Origin of the sequence: Streptomyces niveiscabiei, assembly GCF_033794345.1 — a bacterium.
GTDB classification, from domain to species: Bacteria; Actinomycetota; Actinomycetes; order Streptomycetales; family Streptomycetaceae; genus Streptomyces; species Streptomyces niveiscabiei.
On record NZ_JARAYJ010000024.1, the window covers coordinates 52089 to 70318 of the forward strand.

Annotated in this window: 21 protein-coding genes, 1 tRNA gene and 1 pseudogene; 8 read left to right on the forward strand and 15 right to left on the reverse strand. The window is 68.9% G+C overall.

Annotated elements, in window-relative coordinates:
• The first annotated feature begins 110 nt into the window (after positions 1-110).
• The 3 genes from PV682_RS28495 (at position 111) to PV682_RS28505 (ending at position 2330) form a co-directional block, all read left to right on the forward strand.
• Positions 111-731: a Crp/Fnr family transcriptional regulator gene (locus PV682_RS28495; RefSeq protein ID WP_319734668.1), complete on the forward strand. Its 621-nt coding sequence runs from the start codon at positions 111-113 to the stop codon at positions 729-731.
• Positions 732-756: 25 nt separating this feature from the next.
• Positions 757-1107 carry a hypothetical protein gene (locus tag PV682_RS28500; RefSeq protein ID WP_319734669.1) on the forward strand — a complete coding sequence of 117 codons (351 nt, stop codon included), beginning with the start codon at positions 757-759 and terminating at the stop codon, positions 1105-1107.
• 824 nt (positions 1108-1931) lie between these two features.
• Positions 1932-2330: a DUF5994 family protein gene (locus PV682_RS28505; protein WP_319734670.1), complete on the forward strand. Its 399-nt coding sequence runs from the start codon at positions 1932-1934 to the stop codon at positions 2328-2330.
• Here PV682_RS28505 and PV682_RS28510 read toward each other — a convergent pair.
• The 3 genes from PV682_RS28510 to PV682_RS28520 all read right to left on the reverse strand — a co-directional run bounded on the left by PV682_RS28510 (position 2321) and on the right by PV682_RS28520 (position 3424).
• Complete coding sequence (locus tag PV682_RS28510) at positions 2321-2470, reverse strand: hypothetical protein (RefSeq protein ID WP_319734671.1); 150 nt, start codon at positions 2468-2470, stop codon at positions 2321-2323. The two genes, PV682_RS28505 and PV682_RS28510, sit on opposite strands and share 10 nt — an antisense overlap.
• Positions 2467-3015, reverse strand: a complete 549-nt coding sequence (locus tag PV682_RS28515) for a DUF5994 family protein (protein WP_319734672.1) — start codon at positions 3013-3015, stop codon at positions 2467-2469. Before PV682_RS28515 ends, PV682_RS28510 begins: the two co-directional genes overlap by 4 nt.
• 157 nt (positions 3016-3172) lie before the next feature.
• On the reverse strand, positions 3173-3424 hold the full coding sequence (locus tag PV682_RS28520; protein WP_319734741.1) for a hypothetical protein: 252 nt from the start codon (positions 3422-3424) through the stop codon (positions 3173-3175).
• A 178-nt stretch (positions 3425-3602) separates the two neighbouring features.
• Between PV682_RS28520 and PV682_RS28525 the strand changes: the two genes are divergently transcribed.
• Complete coding sequence (locus tag PV682_RS28525) at positions 3603-4073, forward strand: DUF5994 family protein (protein ID WP_319734673.1); 471 nt, start codon at positions 3603-3605, stop codon at positions 4071-4073.
• Between the two features lie 6 nt (positions 4074-4079).
• On the opposite strand, the gene PV682_RS28530 is transcribed toward PV682_RS28525, so the two are convergent.
• The 3 genes from PV682_RS28530 to PV682_RS28540 form a co-directional block, all read right to left on the reverse strand.
• Entirely contained in the window at positions 4080-4847 is a 768-nt protein-coding gene (locus tag PV682_RS28530) for a GAF and ANTAR domain-containing protein (RefSeq protein ID WP_319734674.1), read from the reverse strand.
• Positions 4844-5587 (reverse strand): GAF and ANTAR domain-containing protein, encoded by a 744-nt coding sequence (locus PV682_RS28535; RefSeq protein WP_319734675.1) that lies wholly within the window; start codon positions 5585-5587, stop codon positions 4844-4846. Before PV682_RS28535 ends, PV682_RS28530 begins: the two co-directional genes overlap by 4 nt.
• 64 nt (positions 5588-5651) lie before the next feature.
• On the reverse strand, positions 5652-6020 hold the full coding sequence (locus PV682_RS28540; RefSeq protein ID WP_319734676.1) for an STAS domain-containing protein: 369 nt from the start codon (positions 6018-6020) through the stop codon (positions 5652-5654).
• 769 nt (positions 6021-6789) lie between these two features.
• On the opposite strand from PV682_RS28540, the pseudogene PV682_RS28545 reads away from it, so the two are divergent.
• Positions 6790-6988, forward strand: a pseudogene (locus PV682_RS28545) (hypothetical protein).
• 626 nt (positions 6989-7614) lie between these two features.
• The gene (locus PV682_RS28550; RefSeq protein WP_319734677.1) at positions 7615-7779 is read left to right on the forward strand and encodes a hypothetical protein; all 165 of its coding nucleotides are present in this window, start codon (positions 7615-7617) and stop codon (positions 7777-7779) included.
• Positions 7780-7965: 186 nt separating this feature from the next.
• On the opposite strand, the gene PV682_RS28555 is transcribed toward PV682_RS28550, so the two are convergent.
• From PV682_RS28555 to PV682_RS28585, 7 genes are all read right to left on the reverse strand, one after another.
• Positions 7966-9009: a serine hydrolase domain-containing protein gene (locus PV682_RS28555; protein WP_319734742.1), complete on the reverse strand. Its 1044-nt coding sequence runs from the start codon at positions 9007-9009 to the stop codon at positions 7966-7968.
• A 118-nt stretch (positions 9010-9127) separates the two neighbouring features.
• Positions 9128-10228: a glycosyltransferase family 4 protein gene (locus PV682_RS28560; RefSeq protein ID WP_319734678.1), complete on the reverse strand. Its 1101-nt coding sequence runs from the start codon at positions 10226-10228 to the stop codon at positions 9128-9130.
• Positions 10225-10761 carry a dCTP deaminase gene (locus PV682_RS28565; RefSeq protein ID WP_319734679.1) on the reverse strand — a complete coding sequence of 179 codons (537 nt, stop codon included), beginning with the start codon at positions 10759-10761 and terminating at the stop codon, positions 10225-10227. Before PV682_RS28565 ends, PV682_RS28560 begins: the two co-directional genes overlap by 4 nt.
• Complete coding sequence (gene dcd / locus PV682_RS28570; protein ID WP_319734680.1) at positions 10758-11297, reverse strand: dCTP deaminase; 540 nt, start codon at positions 11295-11297, stop codon at positions 10758-10760. Before dcd ends, PV682_RS28565 begins: the two co-directional genes overlap by 4 nt.
• A complete protein-coding gene (locus tag PV682_RS28575) occupies positions 11294-12490 on the reverse strand; it encodes a metallophosphoesterase (protein WP_319734681.1) in 1197 nt (398 codons plus the stop codon). Before PV682_RS28575 ends, dcd begins: the two co-directional genes overlap by 4 nt.
• Complete coding sequence (locus tag PV682_RS28580; RefSeq protein WP_319734743.1) at positions 12487-13770, reverse strand: UDP-N-acetylglucosamine 1-carboxyvinyltransferase; 1284 nt, start codon at positions 13768-13770, stop codon at positions 12487-12489. The genes PV682_RS28575 and PV682_RS28580 overlap by 4 nt, the downstream gene beginning before the upstream one ends.
• A gap of 39 nt (positions 13771-13809) precedes the next feature.
• The gene (locus PV682_RS28585; protein ID WP_319734682.1) at positions 13810-14241 is read right to left on the reverse strand and encodes an ATP-binding protein; all 432 of its coding nucleotides are present in this window, start codon (positions 14239-14241) and stop codon (positions 13810-13812) included.
• Positions 14242-14417: 176 nt separating this feature from the next.
• Between PV682_RS28585 and PV682_RS28590 the strand changes: the two genes are divergently transcribed.
• Positions 14418-15689 (forward strand): helix-turn-helix domain-containing protein, encoded by a 1272-nt coding sequence (locus tag PV682_RS28590; RefSeq protein WP_319734683.1) that lies wholly within the window; start codon positions 14418-14420, stop codon positions 15687-15689.
• Positions 15686-16231, forward strand: a complete 546-nt coding sequence (locus tag PV682_RS28595) for a flavoprotein (RefSeq protein ID WP_319734684.1) — start codon at positions 15686-15688, stop codon at positions 16229-16231. The genes PV682_RS28590 and PV682_RS28595 overlap by 4 nt, the downstream gene beginning before the upstream one ends.
• Before the next feature lie 206 nt (positions 16232-16437).
• On the opposite strand, the gene PV682_RS28600 is transcribed toward PV682_RS28595, so the two are convergent.
• Both PV682_RS28600 and PV682_RS28605 read right to left on the reverse strand, forming a co-directional pair.
• Positions 16438-16510: transfer RNA gene (locus PV682_RS28600), tRNA-Lys, on the reverse strand.
• A 103-nt stretch (positions 16511-16613) separates the two neighbouring features.
• A complete protein-coding gene (locus PV682_RS28605; protein ID WP_319734685.1) occupies positions 16614-18119 on the reverse strand; it encodes an amino acid permease in 1506 nt (501 codons plus the stop codon).
• Between the last annotated feature and the right edge of the window lie 111 nt (positions 18120-18230).

The following is an 18230-nucleotide window of genomic DNA, read 5'->3' on the forward strand; positions in this document are numbered from 1 at the left end:
CACCCACAACCAGACACCCGGCCACCCCGACAGCCAACAGCCCGTTCCGCACCTGTTTCTCCCCGCTGCTCTTGCGGCCTGCATGAGCGGCTCGCATATCTGCCGGCAAGGTGCCCGGATCCGCGCGCCGACTCAACAGCGCCAATCGGCCGAAACGAGATGCGTGGATTCGGGCAAAAAGCCGTGAAATTCAGGTATCAGGCACATCTCGACCACCGGATCACTCTCCGAAGGCTCGACTTCCAGCCACTCCCCCCAGCCTTCTTTCACACTCAAGCAGTACCCCCCGGAACATCGCCAGACCGGCGACAGGAACCATCCCCGCCAACCACGTGATCTTCCGCCAGGAGCAGCCCTCCCGCTCCGCACTGATCACCCGAAGCACAAACACGGCGGTGACACAGACCGCCCTCGACGACTCCGAAGCACTGCTCACCGTCCGCGGCCCGGGTGAACTCATGGGCGACGAGGGCGCCTTGACGGGTGAACCACGCTCGGCCACGGTCAAGGCCGTGAGTGATGTCGTCGGTCTGGACATCGCTGCGGAGGACGTCGTGGCGTTCGTCGACCGACATCACCCCTGGCCGCAGATGCACCGAAGCGCCGTCCGCCGCAGACAGGAGTCGGACAACGAGAGAGCCACGCTCTCCCATCTCGACGTCACACGCCGTGTAGCCCTCACGCTGCTCGACCTCGACAGGCTGCGCGCACTGGTCAACGACCAGGACTGAGCACTCTGCTACGAAAGAGGGTTCCATGCCTGGCGAGTTGGGACCGCTCCAGGACATATGGAACGCCTGGCTCGAAGTCGAGAACGAGATGGAACGCAAGCCCATCTCGCACTTCGAACGTGCCGCACAGATCCAGTTCGACGAGCTCAGAGGCCACTTGGAGGCAGGTGACGATCAAGCCGCCGCACGCGAGATGGCGGATGTCATCAGCATCGCCCGCGACCGCGCCGAGACCGGGATGTCAGGCCAAGCTCGGCAGATCTTGGCCAAGTACGAACAGATCCACCACATTCAATCGCCATCTCTGCACACACGCCCGACCCAGCCCACGCCAGAGAACCCGAGGACCAGTGGACGACGCAGCCATCATCCGTGATCGACTCGGCCAGCCGTACCCGTGACGCCTGGCGCCGGTTCCGGAACTCCGATGCCGCTCCGTCCGGACAGACGCCGCGGCGCCCGAGTCGACGAGAAGACTCGGGCGCCGCGCAGCAGGCTGAAGAGGACTCCGCCCGTGAACCGTAGGCCCTGTGGGACTCGAACCCACAACCAATGGATTAAAAGTCCTGGCGGGATCTTGCCGGGCGGTTCCGGACGCTCGTTCGGTGTCCGGAACCACCCGGTCAGGTCAGGATCGGCCGGACCTTCGTTCCGATCCCTCACGGCCGCCGCCACATCGTCCGCTCACGCGGGAAGGCCGACTGAACAGCCCTGTCGACGTCGTCTTTGTCGTCTTTCACGTGTTGACGGCCCGCCCGAGGCGCCGGAGGATCTTGGCTCCCGCGTCCGAAGGGATCAGCGGCGGCCGGCCGAGGACATGGTGTCCCCCGACGTCCCGGGGCTGGTCCGCGGGTTGTTGGGAGCGTGTCCGGCCGTACATCGTCGAGTACCGCTTTCCCTTGTGTCGTGCGGACATCGGCCTGTGTCAGGGCGATCAGCACGACTGCCGCTCGCGAGCAGCCGCGGTTGTTACACAGGCGGGAGTACGGTGAAGGAGACGAGGACCTTTCGTATGCCGAAACTCGGACCGGCTCAGGAACGCCCTCTCGTATTCCGGTCCTCGTGTTCCGGTGAGTCCACCGGACCGCGCTCCTTCCACCGCACGTCACCCGTCCTCAGTGGCAGCCCGGGGACCCGACCTGTAGCCGTCGGCATCCGCCACCCCCTCATCCGTGTACCTTTCGCCGGCAGGAGCCCCCCGTGGCCACCGCACTGCAACCCCCGCCTCCCTCTCATCCTCTCCTGCGCCTTCGACTCGCCCCCCGCGGCAATCTGCCGAGGCCGATCGACGGAGCGTGGTGGCCCCGGTCGTACGACCTGTTCACCGAGCTTCCCCGGCTGCTCGCCGGGTTGCCGTGCACGTGGGGCCACATCACCAGCGTCACCGTCAACGGGGCGACCTGGCCCGCCGGACCTGGCCGGATGCTCGTCGCCAACCAGGTCCTACGGCTGCGCAGGAACCTCACGCCGTCCGCCCCTCACACCATCGTCCTGCTCACTCCCGGCCAGGGGCGCTGGGATCTGGTGGTCGTGCCCCCCGACACGACCGAGGAGGCCGCGGGACCGCTCATGGCGGCTGCGGCCGACGGTCATGTGTGACGCGACCCGCCACGCACCTCGCGGCCGTGGCAGTCGGTGGGTTGCGCGCGCGGTGCCTCGAACCGGAGAACCAGGCGGGTCGCGACGACCACCAGGATCAGCAGAGCGCTGACCACCAGGGCGGCGAACACGGCGTTCACACCCCCACGGCGTGCTGCTGGTTCATGCCGGGCGACGACAAAGCCCTGCCACTCCCGCTCTTTCCGGCCTCCGGGCCTGCCCCACGAGCCCGTTCCGCCGTCATGAGCGCGGTCGCGGTCGTCGGCCGGCCGGTATCCGCACTCGTGGCCGCCAGCAGCCGGGCGGCCGAGGAGGCACCGGTCTCCGGAGGAATCACCAGCAGGTTCCAGCGGCCCGCCGTGAAGGACTGCAGAAGGATCGCGTGCGGATCCAGCTCCGCCGTGAACCAACCGACCCTCACCGCATGGCCGTTGACGAAGACCCTGGACGGGAGGATCGGCCAGTGCCGGGTGTTGAGGGCCACTCGGGTGATCCGTCCCCACAGCGGATCCAGCACGTCGGCCAGCGCGGAGAGTTCGGCCGACAGTTCGCGTGAGCGGGGCCACCAGGCGCCGTCCAGCCCGGCGGACCCACCGGAAGGGCTCTCGGACTTCAGCGCGAGGCGCGCGGTCGGAGCCCTGAAGGGAACGGCCCGCGGCGGAGGAAGAGGGATGGTCGCGGACATCACGCAAGACCCGTCTCCGGACCCTGCGTCGCGCAGCCGTCCGGTGTCGTCGCTCACCGGGAACGGCACCGGCATCGGAGCCGGTGTGCGAAGTGCTCCCGATGCCTTCACGCTACTCCCCGCAGGGGTCCGGGGGGACCGTTCCGTGCCCCCCGGCTCACTTCCGCCGACGGGTGATCTCTTCGGGCCGGCTGCTCTCCAGCCACGACCGTGCCGGTTCTGCCGCGCGGGCGGTGTCCACAGTGAGATCGAGGCGTGTTCCCCCGTCGGCACCGGCGGGATAGCTGCGCTGCTCGGTGGTGGCGAAGCAGCGTCGGAGAGCCTCGGCGACCCGACGTGCGGCCTCGGGCGAGTCGGCGACGATACGGACCTCGGCGTACCCGCCCGGGGGTGCTTCCATGGGCTGCATGGCGACCTCGGAGTTCGACGGCCGGCGGAAGACGGACCGGTTCTCCCACCCTACCCCGGTGCGTCCCACAGCCCTCGCGGATGCCCCTCGGGCTTCCCTGCCGCCATCCGCCGGGGAGTACCGTGAAACCAGGAAGCCACGCCGTTCCCCCTCGATTCCCGGCAGGCAGGCGAGAGCGATGCCCGACTCCCACTCCCCGCGGGTGACCAGGCTCCTGCCGGACGCCGTCCACCAGGCCGTGAGGCCCGGCACGGCCGTCGTACGTCTGGAGACGACTCACGACCGCCAGGGAGTGCTGGACGGGGCATGGTGGCCGCGCTCCCGTGACATCTCCGCCGAACTTCCCGCCCTGGTCACCGCGCTCACCGGGTACCTCGGGCCCATCACGCGCGTCGGCCTGGACGCCGACGCCTGGGAGAAACTGCCGACGCGCATGACCGTCGACGGCCGTGTCGTCCGCATCGATTCCTCTCCGGTCGGCGACGACACCGTCCTGATCACCCGGAACGAGAGGGATCTCTTCTCCCTCCTCGTGGTCCCACCGCACACGAGACCCGACGCCGCGCGTGCCGCCATGGCCGAAGCGGTCCGCGCCGACAACGTCACGCCGGCCACCCAGATCCTCGTCGACACCGGCGGCGGGGCCTGAGAGGGGTCAGCTGCGGCTGTCCTCCGGCCGGTCAGGAGCCGGCGCGGGGATGCCCGTGGTGTCGAAACCTCCCGAGATGATCCGGGCGGCGAGATCCGCCAGGCGCAGGTGACGGGCACGGGCGTACGACCGGAACGCGGCGAAGGCATCGTCCACGGAGGTGTTCCAGCGCTCCGCCAGCACGCCCTTGACCTGCTCGATCAGGACACGGCTGGTCAGCGCGCTCTCCAGCTGGCTGTTCTCGACGTGCGACTGCTCCAGTGTGCGTTGCTGGAGGATCGCGATGGTGGCCACGTCGGCGAGCGCCTGGGCGAGCGCGATGTCGTCGTCGCCGAGGCGAAAGGGTGTGGTCTGGAAGAGGTTGAGCGCGCCGACGACGCGACTGCGCAAGCGCAGCGGGATGGCGTGCGTGCGCACGTAGCCCGTCTCGCGGGCCCGCGAGGCGAAGCGCGGCCAGCCCGCGGTCGTCTCCGGGTGCGTCAAGTCGATGTTGGTGCGCGCGGCGCCGGTGCGGTAGCACTCCACACACGGTCCCTGGTCGTGCTGGAGCGCGAACAGCTCCAGCAGCCGGGTGTGTTCGTCCGAGGCGGCGATGACCTGCAGTTCCCCGTGCGCGTCCGCGAGCAGGATCCCGGCCGCCGACACGTCGAGGAGTTCGACACAGCGCGCGGACAGGCGCTGTAGCAGGTCGATGACGTCGAAGTCCTCGACCAGGGAGTCGGCGACCTCCACGAAGATCTCCGCCAGACGTCGTTCGCGGGCCATGCCGATCATCCCTTTCCACCACCGGGCGAATACGGCCCGTTCACATCGTCGTCGAATCGGAGCCTGCGGGCCACCACGTCCTGCGCCACCTCTCCCAGAGGACGACCACTGGCATAAGCGTGGGCCCGCAGACGCAGCAGGGCGATGTCCATGGACACGCCCAGTTGGACACTGACCATCCCCGTGGCCTGATGTACGGCCGCACGGTGCAGCCCGGACGGCCACTCCGGGAACCCGCCCGATCCGGGCACGTCCCCGTTCCGACCCTCGCGGGGTGGCGCCCCGTTCAGAAAGGCGCCGGTCAGGGCGGCCGTCAGGGCGGTGGCGTCCGCGTACTGCTGCTCGCTCAGCCGTCGGTTCCCGTCGCACAACACGGTCAGGACGCCGACCCGGATGGCGCCGATACCCAGCGGGAAGCAGCACACACCGTGGACACCCAGCTCGCGCGCGGCCGGCAGCAGCGCGGGCCACCGCTCGGAACGCACCCGATCCAGGTCCGGCTCCACGACGGGCGCTCCGGTGCGGACCGCGTCCGGGCCCGGACCCTCGCCCAGAGTGAACTGGAGCTCCTCGAACCGAGCGCTCAACTCCGGGTGGCACCACAGCGGTTCGGGCATCCGATCACCGGCCGGCAGCATCGACAGCACGACACCGTCGGCGCCCAGCACCCGCGCGCACGCCTGCGCCGGGTCGCCGGTCCCACGGCGCCGCAGCGTCCGCAGAAGGCCGGCCATGCCGTTGCTGATCACCGTTTCCCGTTCCTCGCCGGCCAGGACGCTCCGGGGTGGGACACCGCCTGGCCCGCGCCGTACATTACGTGCCCCGGTGCGTGGCCGCAGGGTCCGCGGTGACGCCCTCCCAGGCGTCCTGGGCACTCGCGTAGCGGGGGAACCGCTCCAGCAGACCGCCGGCCCGGAACACGAGCGCCGCTCCCGGCCGGGGATGGATCACGCGTACCCATCCGCCCCGCCCGCGGCAGTCGCGCCAGGCCGCGCACAGCGGCTCCAGGACGCTGCCGTCCATGAACATCACACCGCTCAGGTCGACGATCAGGAACCGCCGGCCCCTGCCGTGGCGGGCGTCCTCCAGGTCGCGCGCGAAGGCCGGCACCGTGGTCAAGTCCAGCTCACCGCCCGCCCGGACCACGCGGCACTCGTCGAACACGTCGGGATGCGGACTCATGCGTCCCATCTCCTCAGTCGGTCGGATGGCTTCCGCCCTGCGCAGTACCTCTGTTGCGCGGAACGGGACTTCACGGAGAGGGCCGGGGTCACGGGCAACCGTGTGACGAGCCTACTGCTGTGGCGGCTCGGCTCGTCCTTCTTCCTCTGATTCCCATGAACCTGACCGACGGCGGTGTCCGCGGGCGCCTCCGCCGTACACAGCGGCATAGCTGCCGCGTCGCAGGCGTGGACGTGTGGACGTACGGTCCTGATGCCGTCGCTCGTGGGTCCACGCGTGTGCTTCCCGCCGCCCAGAGGCCCGTTCGTCCTGCGTTTCGGGAGGAGGCGGGCGGGCGGGTCATTCCTGATCCGGCGGGCATACGGTTGGGTACAGGCACTGAGCGCAGTCGCGCAGCTGTCCGTGCACCGCTCGACCCGAGGCGTCGACGGTCGGCGCAGGGGACCGAATCCTGCGCCGGTGGACAGTTCTTCACACCGCAGCTCTGGAACCTGCGGGGCACCGCGCGAACGACCGTGTCGGCCTGGCCGGGTGCGCATGTCATTGCGGTCCTCACACCCCGCCGGTTTCCGCCCTGTGTTCCACCGGGATGTCTCTCACGCCCGTCCCGGTCACCGGGTGATCAGACCCGACGCGGAGGCTCTCCGCCCTGTCCTGGGCCGGACGAGCCGGGCCGCCGGGCACCGTGGCGGAACACCCCGGCGGCTGTCGGGGTGTTCCGGATGCCGTACGCGACGCCACCCTGGCGGAGTCCGGGCAGAGTGACCAGATGTCTCTGACCGTGGTCACCGGTGGCACTGTCATCACCGGCCGACTGGCTCCCGAAGCCGTGTGGAGGCAGAGGGTCTCGGAGGTGCTGACGGATTCCGCCCTCCTGGGAAAGTTCTCGCCCGGGCGGGATGTACCGGGTAGCGATCGACGACGTCAGCGCCTGGACAGTGGGCGACTTCAGCTCTTCCGACCACTGAGCACCCACGGCCACGGCCCGAAAACGAGTCAGCGCCCGACCCGACCGAAGCCGACTCAGGCGCTGCACACCCCGTAGGCCCTGTCGGACTCGAACCCACAACCAATGGATCAAAAGTCCTGGCCAGAGCTTGTTGGGTGGTTCCGGACGGTCCTTGGGCGTCCCGAACTACCTTTCAGGATGGCCTCGCTATGTATCGGGGGCTAATGCCTGACGGCTCCTGCTGGACCATCCGCTCACGCATCGCTCACGCAGACCGCCCCACATGAGCTGCACGGAAGTGCTTCGGACGGGTCACGCTTGCGAATCCATCCAAGATCACAAAAAGTAGGCTCAGCCCTAATGACACTGGCCCGTTCGACGGGCAGCGTGGGTGCATCGACTCAGCGTCGTTCCCGTGACACGGATCTCCAAGATCAGTAAAAGCATCAACTCTGATGCTGGCTCTCGCCCTCGCAGCGGCGAGTCTCGTACGCGGTGCTTCAACGAGGATCGGCTCGCTGGACTCAGCCGCATGTCCGTTTGATCGCTTGGGTGAAACCGAGGGTGATCACGAGATTTGCCTGGCGTGGTAACGACTTCGCGGTGTGAGACGGAGAGGCTGGTATCCGAGGTGGGGAGCAGCCGATGAGCGGGCTGACGGTGGAATTCGAAGTCGTCACTGCAATTTGTGCTGCGCGGTTACTCATTCGCCAACTTCGAGGACTGTTGGTGGACATCGATAACGCCATCCGCGCCTGGCGCTCCGTGCGCGACGCCTTGCGGGACGAGCAGGAGGAAGACCAAGGCTGACCCCTGCCCTCGCACCGACTTGGCGGCGGGCCGCGCCGGGTCCAAGCCGTAACTTAGCGGCATTGACCCTGGATGCGTCCGAGGTGGGTGAGAAGCTCATCGCCCCTAAGGTGCTGACACTGTTCCCCGGTTGATGGTCGCAGTTGAAGTCGCCTTCGAGCCGACGGCGCAAGTCGGACCGCTGTCTCAGCCGAAGGCGAGTTCGCGGAAGGCGTTGCGAATCTCGGTGAGGGGCTGGCGGTCGCGGGTGTAGTAGAGCTTGTTGGTCAGCAGGACGGCCCAGCGCCCCTGACCGGGTGAGATCCACATGCCCGTTCCGGTGAAGCCGTAGTGCACCCAGACATCCTCGGTCGGCTTGGTACCGGGAGCTGGGTGCCAGAACAGGCCGCGTACGGGCTCCAGTTCACCGGTCTGGATCGTCAGCGACTCGGCCACCCAGGCGGGCCCGAAGCCGGCCTGCTCAGGCGCGGAGGTGCCACCCAGCATGTGACTCAGGAACGCGGCAAGGTCGTCGAGGACAGTGAAGGCGCCGGCGATGCCGCACACGCCGCCCAGGAGCCGCGCGGAGAAATCGTGGGCGACGCCTTTGAGGTGAGCGCCGGTGTCCTGGTCGAACTCGGTCGGTGCGCACCGTGCGGTGATCGCGGAGGGCAGCGGCCCGAACCGGGTGGTGTTCATACCGAGCGGCTGCCAGATCCGCTCAGCGGCGAGTTGATCGAGGCGCCGGCCCGAGAGGTGTTCGGCGAGGTAGCCGAGGATGAGGGCGGCCCGGTCGGTGTACTCGACGGCCCCTCCGGGCTGGCGGTGCAGTGCTTCCCTCAGCACGCCGTCACGGATGTCCTGTGGGTCGGTGCCGTAGAGGTTCCTGAGTTGAGCCCGCAGAGGGACGCCCGCCGTGTGGGTCAGCAACTGCCGGGCGGTCACCGATCCGAGCGCGTGGTCTTCGACCTCGGGCCAGAAGGTACCGAGGGGGGAGTCGAGGTCGAGCTTGCCTTCTTCCCAGAGGGAGCCGATGGAGGACCACACCGCGAGGATCTTGGTGAGGCTGGCGGCGTCGAAAACGGTGTCGGGGCGCATCGGCACATCCGGCTGCGCGGGGTCGAGGACCCCTGTGGTGCCGTGGACGTGAGTTCCGGCGGCGTCTCCGAGGGCCCATACAGCGCCGGGGTAGACCTTGTCGCGGACGCCTTCGCTCAGGAGCTGTTCGATGCGGTCGGTGCGGTACGTCATGGTCTCCCTGTTCGCAGTGGGCATCCCGCCGGTCAGCGTAGGACGCGGGTGGGATGAGTGGAGAAACGGCGTGCGGGGCTGCCCTTGCCTCCCCCGACAGCTCGGTTTCCGCACCTGCTCAGGAGAGTTGGCGGCCGAGGTCGAGCAGAGCTTGTGCGGCACGCGACAGCGGGTATCGAGCAGCGTTCGCGTAACCCGCCTGCCGTAGCGCGGACAGCAGGCCGGGTGAGGTTCGAAGCCGATCCAGATCGCGGGCGAGAGCAGCCGAGTTGGTGAAGTCGGTGGCGACGCCGGAGGCGGCGAGGGTCTCGTTGAGGCCGGGTACGGGTTGGTAGAGGACAGGCAGTCCACAGGCTTGGGCCTCCAGCGCGACCAGGCCCATGGCCTCCAGGGTGGTGGACGGCATGACCAGCACGTCGTGTTCGGCGAACGCCTTCCACAGTTGTGGACGGCGTAGCCAGCCGAGGTAGCGGGGCCGCATGCCAGCCCGGTGGAACATCGGTGCCAGGGCGTGGAATTGGGCCTGGGGCGCGGCGATGCTCAGCTCGACACCCGGCACGGGCGCCAGGCTTTTGACCAGTGCCTCGGCCCCCTTCTCGGCTGTCAGCCGTCCCGCGTACAGCAGCCGTAGGTGGCTGGTGGCAGTGCGGGGTGGCCGGGGTGGCGGGTCAGTAAGCAGGTGATCGGGGATGCCCCAGGAGATCTGGGTGATCTTCCGGCGGTCGGTCTGCGGGGCGAGTTTGAGGAGGCGGTCGGCCATTGCTCCCGTCGGTACGACGATCGCGTCGGCGGCTCTGGCGGTCTCGCGCAGGACGCGGAGTTGATCGCGGTGAGCCTCGGCGAAGATCAGGTCGGTGCCGTGGACCAGAGCGATGCGGGGATGCAGGGGCAGGGCTTGGATCAGCGCGGGGCTGGCTCCGAAGGTGAGGTGCTGGAGGTGCAGGACGCTGATCCGAGCTGGGTCGACCGCGGCTGAGAAAGCCTTGCGCAGGGCTGCGACGTAACGGCCGAATGCCGGGCCTTCCAAGCACTTCCCTGCGGCGGGAAGCAGGCCGAGCCCGGCTGGGAGGTGGTGTCTGGCGTTAGGCGGGCCAAGCATGAACGCGCGTGCCGGGATCAAAGGGCGGTCGCCGGTGTAGAGATCGAGGAAGAGTTCGACGCTGCCGCCCGGACTTCCGGCGGGCAGGTCCAGCAGGGTGGCGGCCGGATGGGGATTCACTGGACTCCTCCGCGGATCTCTTCGTAGAGGCGAGAGATGTCGATGCCCTCCGTGGCCGCGTACTTGGAGAGCTGCTGTTGATAGCTGGCCGGCGTGCCGTAGGCGGTGAGGAAGACGAGCTTGCCGAAGGTCATCCCCGGATAGACCCGGACGGGCTTGGCGGCGCGGATCTCCAACGTCCAGCGGATGGCGTGGCCTTGGTGGCCGAGCGGGGCGGAGACGTGGACCCAGATGCCGAGTGCGCCGATGGTGCGGTCGCCGTTGAGCATCTGCGCGTACGTCTCCGAGCCGGTCTTCTCCAGCGTGATGCCGAGGTAGAGCACCCCTGGCCGCAACACCAGACCCGTTGCAGGGATGGTCTGTTCGACGAACGTGGTGGGAGCGGCGGCATCCAGGTCGCCGGCACACATGCGGAGCCTGTCTCCGAGTCGCCAGTCGTAGGCGTTCGGGGAAAGGCGGGCGGGGTCATAGGGGTCGATCGTGATCTCGCCGGCCTGGAGGGCAGCACTGATCGCGGGGCCGGTGAGGATCACGGGGCGACCGGCTTCAACGGGGTGACATCCCGCCAGTACTTCGACGGCTGCGGGCCTGCGGCGGCCTGGTACTTGCCTTGGTAGGGGGCGATTTCACCGGTGGAGACGAAGAACATGATCTGCGCGATCTTCATCCCGGTGTACACCCGCAACGGACGGACCGGCGAAAGCATCAGCGTCCACTGGCCGTGGAAGCCTATGTCGCCGATGGGGGCGGTGATCTCGACGAAGAGGCCGAGCCTGCCGACCGAGGAACGACCGAACAGCAGCGGCACGAAGGAGTCGGAGCCGACTTGTTCGAGGGTGTGCCCGAGGTACAACTCGCCGGGCTGGAGCACGTATCCGTCCGTCCCGATCTCCCACTCACGCGTGAGGTTCGGACGGTAGGAGTCGATCACCGTGTCCGCATAGGTCAGCAGGGTGGGACCGAGACGGACGTTGTAGCTGTTGGGGTTGACCTGTTCCAGCTCGAAGGGGTCGATGGTCAGACGACCGTCGCGGGCAGCGGCGGTGATCTCGGGTCCGGTGAGGATCACTGCTCGCCTCCCGCAGCAGTAACGGCGCGTTGTACGGCTTGGCCAAGTCGCAGCCCGGCTTGGCGCGTTCGTCCGCCCAAGTGGCTGTCGGCGAGGTAGTCGGTCGTCAGTACGCTGCTCACCACCAACGGAAGTGGCATAGGGGTGATGACCAACGGGCCTACCCGTTCGGCGAGTTGCCTGAAGAGCTGAGCGCGCTCGTCTGGAAGAGCGGCGTGGACGAGGTGGTTGCCGAAGGGCTCGACGGCCAACAGGTCGCCGAGGGTGAGCACTTCGCCGAGCGGTACGGAACGGAGCGCGGTCTCGTTGAGGACCACTGCGTCTACGCCGAGGCCGGAGTGGAGTCGGCCAGCGATCTCTCGCAGCAGACGACCGCGATCCAACTCCCCATTGCGATAAGGCTCATTCACGGTTCCGAGCGGACTCGCCAGCTTCCGGCCGACGAAGAAGATCTTCTCCCGCACCATGGCGAGGTCTTCGGGAACTACGGCAGCGTCGGGAAAGGCGCATGTGCGAGCAGTCCAGCCGCTGCCGACCGGTGCCGCAGTGGCATAGCCGATGCCGAGTTCACGCCCCTTGACGACCAGCGTGTCACCGATGCGCACCGGGCCGTAGGTGTCGCTGTGGCAGTGCCCGGCAAAGACGACGTCCACGAACGGGCAGACGACGGCGAGCTTCAGGTCCTCCTCGAAGCCGGAGTGGGACAACACGATCCACGCGTCGGCTCGGTGATGGTTCTCCAGCATCACCTCGCGCAGGGCGTGAGCCGGGTCGGTGACGTGGTGGCCGTTGCGGTCGCGGATGGGGATCGTGTTGAACGCCTGAGGGCCGATCACCGCCGTGATGGCGACCCGTTGGCCGCCGATCCGCTTGACGCGGACCCGGTCGAAGAGCGGTTTGCCGTTGGTGTCGGAGGCGTTGGCGCACACGGTCATCTCGTGCAGCCCTGGCTCGAAGTAGTGCGGCCAGCCATGATTCCCCGGCGCGAGCAGGTCGTACAGGCTGGTGAGGATCTCGCGCTCGATCCGGCCCTTGCCGAAGCGGTAGTAGCCGCTCCCCTCGAAGAAATCGCCGCAGTCCACGATCAGGCTCTCGGCCCTGGCGGTGTGGAGATGGGTGAGCATCGACGTGGCCACGTCGAAGGCCGAGTGGACGTCGGTCGTAGCGGTGATCTTCCGTAACCGTCGGCTCATGGGGTGACCTCGCAGATGTCGGCGCCGAGGGCGTGCAGTTTGGTGGGCAGGTCGGCGTGTCCGCGCCGGAGTTGGTCGAGGCCGCCCAGCGTGGTGACGCCGCGCGCGGTGAGGCCGGCGATGAGCAGGGCCGAGCCTGTGCGGATGTCAGTGGCCTCCACTCCGGTCCCGGTCAACTGCTGCGGGCCGGTGAGACGGCACTTGGTGGGTGACAGGTCGTGGATCTCGGCGCCGAGGCGGGCGAGTTGGGGCAGGAGGTTGCCGTGGCGGCCGGGGTTGATGGGGTCGGAGAAGAGGTGGGTGCCAGGGCGGGTGAGGGCCAAGGCCATCAAGGACGGTTCGAAGTCGGCGTCCAGGCCGCCCGGGGCGAGGGAGGCGACGGCTCGTAGCGGCCGGCTGGTGGGCCGGGTGCCGTGGGCGTGGACGGTCAGGACGCCGCCCTCGACGCTGGTCGGCACGCCGAGCCTTCGCAGGGTGCCGACCAGGGGTACGACGGCGTCGCCGCGTACACCGCGGATACATGCCTCGCCGCCCGTCACCGCGACGGCACAGGCCAGCGTGCCGGCTTCGATCTTGTCGCCGGGCACCTTCCAGGCGATGGCCTCCATGGGGGCGGTCGGGGGCGGCGTGAGCGAGAGAAGGGACCCGTCGGCCCTGCACTGCCATCCAGCCAGCCGTATCGCCTCTACGACACTGAGCACTTCCGGCGAGAGGTTGGGCCCGCCCAGCCTCAGCGGCCGTCCGGCCACGACGGCGCGCAGGACGGCGGCGACGGTCGCACCTCGGGAACGGAAGGGCAGCATGATCGAGACCGTTCCGGTCCCCGCGGCGGCTGCTTCCACGAGGTAGCCCCGGTCGTCGACGGTCGTGCGGTCGCCGAAGCGCTCGTAGACCGTGAAGTGCTGCTCCATACCGCGCTCCCCGATCCGGCATCCGCCCGGCCAGGGGAGCCGGGCCCGTCCGTATGCACCGAGCAGTGCCGGCACGAGGTAGTACGAGGCTCGGATGCGCGCGGCGGTCTCGGGGTCGGGCCCCGATTTCGGCCTGTCGCTGGGCAGGACGGCCACGGTGTGCGGATCGGTGACGGGGCGGGCTGTGTGCCAGCCGGACTGCTGGAGCAGGGTGAGCATCGTTTCGACGTCGGTGTTCGCCGGGACGTTGCCCAGGTGCACCTGCCGGTGCAGGGTCGCTGCGGCGGCCAGCAGGGGCAGGGCCGCGTTCTTGGACCCGTCGACGGTCACGGAACCGGCGAGGGGGGTCCCTGGCCGGATGGCGACCACTTCGGCGGCGACCGGGGGAATCCTTACGGCTGTCAACCGTCAACTCCTTTGCGGGGGAAGGCATCGTGAGGGCTGTTCCGGACCGGTGACCTTGAGCTCGGCCCAGCACCGCTTGCCGGAGGGCAGCAGGTCGATCCCGTGGCGATCCGCGAGGGCGGCGACGATGAACAGGCCGCGTCCGCCCTCCTCTTCCGCATCCGGCAGTCCGGACTGTGGGGCCTGGGAGCCGGCGTCGGTCACCTCGACCAGCAGGCGTTCGTCGTTCAAGCGGGCGCCGGCCGAGATGGGGCCGTGGCCCGCGTGCCGTACCGCGTTGGCGAGCAACTCGGCGGCGACCAGTTCCGCCGTCTCCAGAAGTTCCTGATCGAGGGAGGCGTCCCAGTCCCGTATCCCGATCGCGAGCCGCTGGCGCGCCGAACTGGCGGCAGCAGCGGTGCCGTGAACGGGAAAGTGGATCTGATGCGCTTCCATGAGCGGCCTCCTGGATCGGTGCGGCGGCTCCACGCAACCGCTTCGGAGGCAGGCGGGGCCACGCGGTGTGCCGTCGCCGCATCGCTTATGCAGGAGCTGCATCGCGTCCAATTGCCGCTCGGTTACGCTCGGTTGAGCAGGCAGGATCGGCGGCGGCAGAAGGGGCCGTGGCACAGATGGCCGATGCACAGAGTGAGGCGAGACGGATCGGCGAAGTGATCCGGCAGGCACGCGTGTTACAGCGGCGCTCGCAGACGGACGTCGCCGCCGCCCTGGGGTACCACCAGTCGAAGGTGAGCCGCCTGGAGGGTGGCAGGGGCACCGAAGACGTGCGCACGCTGCGCGAGATCGCGCGGGTGCTGGGCATTCCGCCGCACTGTCTCGGTCTCGCCGCCTCCTCCGATGCCAGCCCCGCCGACCCCGGAACAGAGGACATGCACCGCCGTACCTTCCTGGCCGCGAGCGTCGCGGCTCTCGCGGCTCCCTCGTCGTCCACCGCGGCACATCACGACCTGGTGCAAGTTCTGCTGCCAGGTACGAGCCCTGCTGCCCCCGAGCAGGCCCTGGGCATCGACGAACTGCGGGACCGGACACAGGACGTACGCCGGATGTTCTGCACGTGCGAGTACGCGGACCTGGAGCGGACGCTGCCGAGTCTGATCACCGACCTGCGCCATGCCGCCAGTGGCTCATCCGGCTCGGCGGAGGCGTCCGGATTGCTGGCCACCGCGTACCAGACGTCGGTGAGTCTGCTGCTGAAGCGAGCCGATCAGGGCAACGCCTGGCTCGCGGCCGGTCGGGCCATGGCCGAGGCGGAGCGGTCAGGTGATCCCGTTGTCCTCGCCGCCAGTGTCCGCGTTCACGCCCACGTCCTCGTGCGCGAGAAGCACACCACCCAGGCCGTGCACATGGTCCGCCACACTGCCGACCAGCTCAGCGGTTCCTACGACCGGCGCTCACCCCGGTACCTGGCAGCGGTCGGTCTGCTGTTGCTCCGTGGGGCGACCGCCGCCAGCAGAAACGGTGACCGTGCCGCCACTCAGGACTTCCTCACCGAGGCCAAGGAGGTGGCGCGCTACGTCTCCTTCGACCGACCCGACGCCTGGGCGAACTTCAGCCCCACCAACGTCGCTCTGCACGAGATCAGCGCGGCCGTCTCCTTCGGCGACGCCGGCATCGCGCTGGAAACCGCACGGCCCCTCATGCGGCACCACATTCCCGTCCCCGAGCGCCGGGCCGCACTCTGGGTGGAGACCGCCCGCGCCTACAGTCAGCAGGGCAGACTCGCCGACGGCTACCAGGCCCTGCGCATCGCCGAGAGCTGTGCGGCCCAGGACATCCGCCGCCCGGCCGTACGCGAGCTGGTCGCCGACATGGCGGCCCGCGACCGTCGCCGGGCCCTGCCCGAACTGCACCACTTCAGTCGCCAACTGGGAGTGCCCGCGTGAGTGACCAGCCCGACAAGCCGTTCCTCCAGATCATCGTCTGCGCGGCCGGGGTGGCCCCCGACGTCGGCAAACTGATCACCGCAGCGCAGGAACAGCACTGGGACGTCGGTGTCGTCGCCACCCCGCAGGGACTCGGCTTCCTCGACGTCGAGGCGGTCGAGGCGCAGACCGGTCTCCCCATCCGCTCGGCCTGGCGAACCCCGGACCAACCACGCCCGACCCGCCCCGCGGACGCGATCGCGGTCGCCCCGGCCAGCTTCAACACCGTCAACAAGTGGGCCGCCGGGATCTCCGACAACCTCGCCCTGGGCATCCTGTGCGAAGCACCCGCGATGGGCGTACCGGTGGCTGTGCTGCCGTACCTGAACTCCGCCCAGGCCGCTCACCCCGCGTACCGGCAGAGCCTGGAGCGGCTGCGCGAGATGGGCGTCCTGATCGGGTCGTACGAGCCTCATCGGCCGAAGGCGGGGGGCGGGGCCGACCGGTATCACTGGGAGGAAGCGCTGGAACTGCTTGCCCCGAGGCTGTCCGCGGGGTCGTGATCAGCGCCGCCTTGCTTGCAGCGATTGCGAGGCGGGACCAGCGGATGCCGTGTGGTCCTCGGCATCCGGACGCTGTGCCGCGCTGCCGGTCCGTTCTGCGAGCCTCGCTCACGCACGACTCCGACAACGAAGCAGCGCCTGACCCGACCGAAGCCGACTCAGGCGCTGCACAGCAGGTCAGAGGGAGTACCCCCACCTACGACCCGTAGGCCCTGTGGGACTCGAACCCACAACCAATGGATTAAAAGTCCACTGCTCTGCCAATTGAGCTAAGGGCCCTGGCCGATGTTGCCCCCCGAGCATAGCCGCCCGGGGCCGTGTCGCCGATCGGGTATGGGGGACACGGCCGCGTCGGGGGGTGGAATGGGCGGGGATGGGTGGGTTATCGGGGGGTCCGGTCGGGGTTCAGGAACCAGTGGCGGGCCGAGGTGAGCCACCAGGTCGCCGCGAAGCCGAGGACGACGAGGACCGCGATGGGGGCATAGTTGAAGGTCTCCCAGGTGACGGGGGAGACCTGGGGGAGCATGAAGAGGACGGTGATGAAGGCGACCCAGGTCACCGCGACCGCGCCGATGAGCGAGGACCAGCGGCCCAGGTGCCAGGGCCCCCGGTCGAACTCCGCCCCCTTGCGCAGCCGCAGGAACGTCGGGATCACGTACGCGATGTACAGCCCGATGACGGCGATGGACGTCACGGCCGCGTACGCCGTCTCGTTGATCAGGTAGGGCAGCCCCAGGACCAGCGCGCCGCCCGCCGCGAGCCAGACGGCGGCGACAGGGGTGCGCGTACGGGGGCTGACCGTGTGCCAGACGCGGGAGAAGGGGAGCGCGCCGTCGCGCGAGAAGGCGTAGATCATGCGGGAGTTGGCGGTCACGGACGCCATCCCGCAGAAGAGCTGCGCGCCGATGACGACGAGCAGGAGCAGCTTGCCGGCCGTCGCGCCGAGGGCGTCGAGGAGGATCTGCGCGGGCGGTACGCCGGTCTCGGAGCCCAACTGCGCGTCGTAGGACCGGATGGCGAAGGTGAAGCCGAGCAGGAGCACGAACCCGGCGATCCAGGAGGTCCAGATGGAGCGGACGATGCCCTGCGGGCCGGCGGTGGACGCGTCGTGCGTCTCCTCCGTCATGTGCGCGGAGGCGTCGTACCCGGTGAACGTGTACTGCGCCATCAGCAGCCCGAGCGCGACGACGTACACGCCGCTCCCCCACCCCGTGTTGTTGACGAACTCCCCGAAGACGAAGGACGCGGACTGGTGGTGGTCCGGCGCGAAGGTGAGCGCGCCGACGATGACCGCGACGCCGAGGACGTGCCACCAGACGCTGACGCTGTTCAGCAGCGCGACGATGCGCACGCCGAAGGTGTTGAGGAGGCCGTGCAGCAGCAGGATCGCCGCGAAGAGCAGGATCGTCCGGCCGGGGGTCACCTCGAAGCCGAACTGGAGGTTGAGGTACGCGCCGAGGAACGACGCCGCGCCGAAGTCGACGCCCGCGGTCACCGCGATCTGGCCGAGGACGTTGAACCAGCCGGTGAACCAGGCCCAGGCGGCGGCCGTACGCGGGGGCGCGAGGCGGTGCGCCCAGAAGTACAGGCCCGCCGAGGTCGGGTACGCCGAGCAGATCTCGGCCATCGAGAGCCCGACGAACAGGGTCATGAGCCCTACGGCGACCCAGCCCCAGGTGATGACGGCGGGGCCGCCCGTGTTCATGCCGAACGCGTAGAGGGTGAGGCAGCCCGACAGCACCGAGATGATCGTGAAGGAGACGGCGTAGTTGGAGAACGCGGACATGCGGCGGGCGAGGACCTGGGTGTAGCCGAGCTGGGCCAGGCGCTCCTCGTCGGAGGTGAGTTCCGAGGCGCGTTCGGCGGGTATGGCGGCGTCTTCTGTCATGCCCCCAGCAATTCCCTCGGCCGGTGCGTGACATGCGTCACAGATGGCCAAAAAACAACGGCAGCCAAAAGGGCCCCCGCCGAAGCAAGGGGCCCTCCAGGTTCACTCGGT

Bases quoted from the DNA above. Each gene is read 5' to 3' on its own strand.
- PV682_RS28500 (WP_319734669.1), top strand. From the start codon at position 757: ATGCCTGGCGAGTTGGGACCGCTCCAGGACATATGGAACGCCTGGCTC.
- PV682_RS28515 (WP_319734672.1), bottom strand. From the start codon at position 3,015: ATGTCCGCGACCATCCCTCTTCCTCCGCCGCGGGCCGTTCCCTTCAGG.
- PV682_RS28520 (WP_319734741.1), bottom strand. From the start codon at position 3,424: ATGCAGCCCATGGAAGCACCCCCGGGCGGGTACGCCGAGGTCCGTATC.
- PV682_RS28525 (WP_319734673.1), top strand. From the start codon at position 3,603: ATGCCCGACTCCCACTCCCCGCGGGTGACCAGGCTCCTGCCGGACGCC.
- PV682_RS28530 (WP_319734674.1), bottom strand. From the start codon at position 4,847: ATGATCGGCATGGCCCGCGAACGACGTCTGGCGGAGATCTTCGTGGAG.
- PV682_RS28540 (WP_319734676.1), bottom strand. From the start codon at position 6,020: ATGAGTCCGCATCCCGACGTGTTCGACGAGTGCCGCGTGGTCCGGGCG.
- PV682_RS28550 (WP_319734677.1), top strand. From the start codon at position 7,615: ATGAGCGGGCTGACGGTGGAATTCGAAGTCGTCACTGCAATTTGTGCT.
- PV682_RS28555 (WP_319734742.1), bottom strand. From the start codon at position 9,009: ATGACGTACCGCACCGACCGCATCGAACAGCTCCTGAGCGAAGGCGTC.
- PV682_RS28575 (WP_319734681.1), bottom strand. From the start codon at position 12,490: ATGAGCCGACGGTTACGGAAGATCACCGCTACGACCGACGTCCACTCG.
- PV682_RS28585 (WP_319734682.1), bottom strand. From the start codon at position 14,241: ATGGAAGCGCATCAGATCCACTTTCCCGTTCACGGCACCGCTGCTGCC.
- PV682_RS28590 (WP_319734683.1), top strand. From the start codon at position 14,418: ATGGCCGATGCACAGAGTGAGGCGAGACGGATCGGCGAAGTGATCCGG.
- PV682_RS28605 (WP_319734685.1), bottom strand. From the start codon at position 18,119: ATGACAGAAGACGCCGCCATACCCGCCGAACGCGCCTCGGAACTCACC.